This is a genomic window from Mycobacterium sp. (assembly GCF_032161845.1).
Taxonomy (GTDB): Bacteria; Actinomycetota; Actinomycetes; order Mycobacteriales; family Mycobacteriaceae; genus Mycobacterium.
Genome location: NZ_JAVRQA010000086.1, coordinates 1 through 2930, shown reverse-complemented (window position 1 = coordinate 2930; position 2930 = coordinate 1). Strand labels below are relative to the sequence as shown.

Sequence of the window (2930 nt, the reverse complement as noted above, 5' to 3'; positions counted from 1 at the left end):
GGCGCTGGACGATTCGTCCGCAGACACGGGCAAGGACACGCAGTTCTACACGATGCTCGGCACTCGTGGCATCTGGCACGACGGCTGGTTCGCCAACACCGTGCACGCGGCGAGTCCCGCCGGTTGGTCGCACTTCGACGACGACCGCTGGGAGCTCTTCCACATCGAATCCGACCGAAGCCAGTGCCACGACCTGGCGGCCGAACAGCCCGAGAAACTCGAGGAGCTCAAGAAGCTGTGGTTCGCCGAGGCGGCCAAGTACAACGGGCTTCCTCTCGGCGACCTCAACATCTTCGAGACCCTGGGACGCTTCCGCCCGTATCTGTCCGTCGACCGCAAGAACTTCACCTACTACCCCGGCACCGCGGAGGTGGGCATCGGGGCTGCCGCCGAAAGTCGCGGCCAGTCCTTCTCGGTCCTCGCGGAGGTCACGGTCGACGGCGCCGACGCCGAGGGCGTGTTGTTCAAGCAGGGCGCAGGCCACGGTGGCCACGTCCTGTTCGTCCAGGATGGCAGGCTGCAATACGTGTACAACTTCATGGGCGAGGACGAGCAGAGGCTCTCCGCCCCCGACCCGATTCCGCTGGGCAGTCACGTGTTCGGCGTGCGCTACGAGAAGTCGGGCACCGTCGAGGGCAGCCACACCCCGCTCGGCGACGTCACGCTGCACGTCGACGGCAACACCGTGGCCACACTGCCGAACGTGCGCGCTCATCCCGGCAGTTTCGGCCTGGCAGGCGGTGGCATCGCGGTGGGCCGAAATGGTGGGCAGCCGGTGTCGAAGGCATACACGGCGCCGTACGAATTCACCGGCGGCACCATCGCCAAGGTGATCGTCGACATCTCGGGTACGCCGTACGCGGATGTAGAGCGTGACCTTGCGCTGGCGTTCTCGAAGGACTGATGAACCTCTGCCGATGGACCGCAGTGGGTGCCATTTGCGTTGCGGCGACGGCGATGTCGGCGTGCAATAAGATGACGGAAGGCACGCCGGTCAGCAAATCGACGGCGCCCGTCACTGCCACCGCAGCACCGCGTGCGACGCTGCCGACGGGTGGTGCCGGCAACGGCGCCGCGCCGATCGGGGTCGTCCCGACGACCCGCGCGACCATTCCCGCGCAAACGGTCACGTGCTCGCAGCCCACCAAGCCGGGGATCATGGTCGTGGCCAAGGTGGCCGATCCGCAGGCCCCCAAGGTCACGGTCCCGGTGCCGGCAGGCTGGACGCTTGCGCGGGGATCTGGCGACGTCGCCACGAGAATGGAAGGTCCCGACGGGTTCGCGGCCACCGTGACGATAGCCCCCACAAAACTCGACGCGGCAGAAGCCTTTCGGCAGTACGCCGACCAGGTGACGGCCAAGTATGCGATCAGCGCGCTCAGCTTGCTGCCGGGTGAGTTGTGCGACTACAGCGGCCAGAAGTTGATGGGCACGCTGTCCAATACGGCGCAGGACGCGATCCAGTTCGACGACCACGTGGTGCACGTCTGGACGAACACGAAGAACTACCTCGTCGCCGTGCACGTGCAGGCGCCTGCCGGTGTCACCGACATGGACACGATCAGTGAAACGCTGACCGGCGACTTCGAGATTCGCATACCGTGACGTCGTGCTGACCGAGTTGGTCGAGCTGCCCGGCGGCTCCTTCCGAATGGGGTCGACGAGCTTCTACCCCGAAGAAGCCCCCGTGTACACCGCGACCGTCGGATCGCTTGCAGTCGAATACCATCCGGTCACGAACGCCCAGTTCGCGGAGTTCGTTGCCGACACCGGGTACGTGACGGTCGCGGAGCGCCCGCTCGATCCCGCGGCGTACCCCGGTGTCCCCACGGAGGACCTGCTCCCGGGCGCACTGGTCTTTCGGCCGACCGCGAGACCGGTCGATCTCCGGGGCTGGCAGCAGTGGTGGGACTGGGCGCCGGGGGCGTCGTGGCGACAGCCGTTCGGACCCGACAGTGCGATCGAGGATCGCCTCGACCATCCCGTCGTGCAGGTCTGCTACGTCGACGCCGCGGCCTACGCCACGTGGGCGGGCCGTCGACTGCCCACGGAGGCGGAGTGGGAGTACGCCGCGCGCGGTGGGGCGTCGACGACGTATGCATGGGGTGAGGACGTCGCCCCTGGCGGCGTGCTCATGGCGAATACCTGGCAGGGCCGATTCCCGTACCGCAACGAAGGGGCCGGCGGCTGGGTCGGCACGTCGCCGGTCGGGGCGTTCCCGGCCAACGGGTTCGGGCTCGTCGACATGATCGGCAACGTGTGGGAGTGGACGACCACGCCGTACTCGGCACACCACGACGTCGGTGCCTCCAAGGGCTGCTGCACGCCGTCCCGCGACCCGGACCCTCAGGTGAACCAGGCGCTCAAGGGCGGTTCGCACCTCTGCGCGCCGGAGTACTGCCATCGCTACCGGCCGTCGGCCCGATCCCCGCAGTCGCAGGACAGCGCGACCACGCACATCGGCTTCCGCTGCGTCGTTTCCGCGTGATTCGTGGGGCAAGACCAGCGGCTAGCGCTGGATGCACTGCACAAAGCGCTGGTGGGGACGATTTGGCGCATTGCAAGAGCTCACCTAGTATGTAGGGGTTGCCTTGGGCAGACCTCGGCCGTTCTTCACGGGACAGCCCTGCGTGCCTTGAGATGACGAAGACCGCGTACGTCGAGTGTATTCAGTGCTGCTCGCCGTGCCGAACATGCAAGCAATCGAGGAGATCGAGTGATTCAGCAGGAATCGCGGCTGAAGGTTGCCGACAACACCGGGGCCAAGGAGATCTTGTGCATCCGCGTGCTCGGTGGCTCAGGCCGTCGTTACGCCGGAATCGGCGACATCATCGTTGGCACCGTTAAGGACGCAATTCCTGGCGGCACCACCAAGAAGGGTGAGGTCGTCAAGGCCGTCATCGTTCGCACTAAGAAAGAACGTCGTCGCC

The 2930-nt window shown here is 66.4% G+C and carries 4 protein-coding genes; all 4 read left to right on the top strand.

Annotation, left to right across the window (positions count from 1 at the left end; translation table 11 throughout):
• Positions 1–904 (top strand): LamG domain-containing protein (locus QOD90_RS05200; protein WP_526347351.1); only part of this gene is annotated, 904 nt, incomplete at its 5' end.
• A gap of 71 nt (positions 905–975) precedes the next feature.
• A complete protein-coding gene (locus QOD90_RS05195; RefSeq protein ID WP_526347349.1) occupies positions 976–1605 on the top strand; it encodes a hypothetical protein in 630 nt (209 codons plus the stop codon).
• Between the two features lie 4 nt (positions 1606–1609).
• The gene (locus QOD90_RS05190; RefSeq protein ID WP_526347347.1) at positions 1610–2488 is read left to right on the top strand and encodes a formylglycine-generating enzyme family protein; all 879 of its coding nucleotides are present in this window, start codon (positions 1610–1612) and stop codon (positions 2486–2488) included.
• 228 nt (positions 2489–2716) lie between these two features.
• The coding region (locus QOD90_RS05185; protein ID WP_526347345.1) for an uL14 family ribosomal protein at positions 2717–2930 on the top strand (214 nt) is incomplete at its 3' end.

Excerpts from the sequence above, each read along its gene's own strand:
- QOD90_RS05195 (WP_526347349.1), top strand. The coding sequence starts at position 976 with ATGACGGAAGGCACGCCGGTCAGCAAATCGACGGCGCCCGTCACTGCC.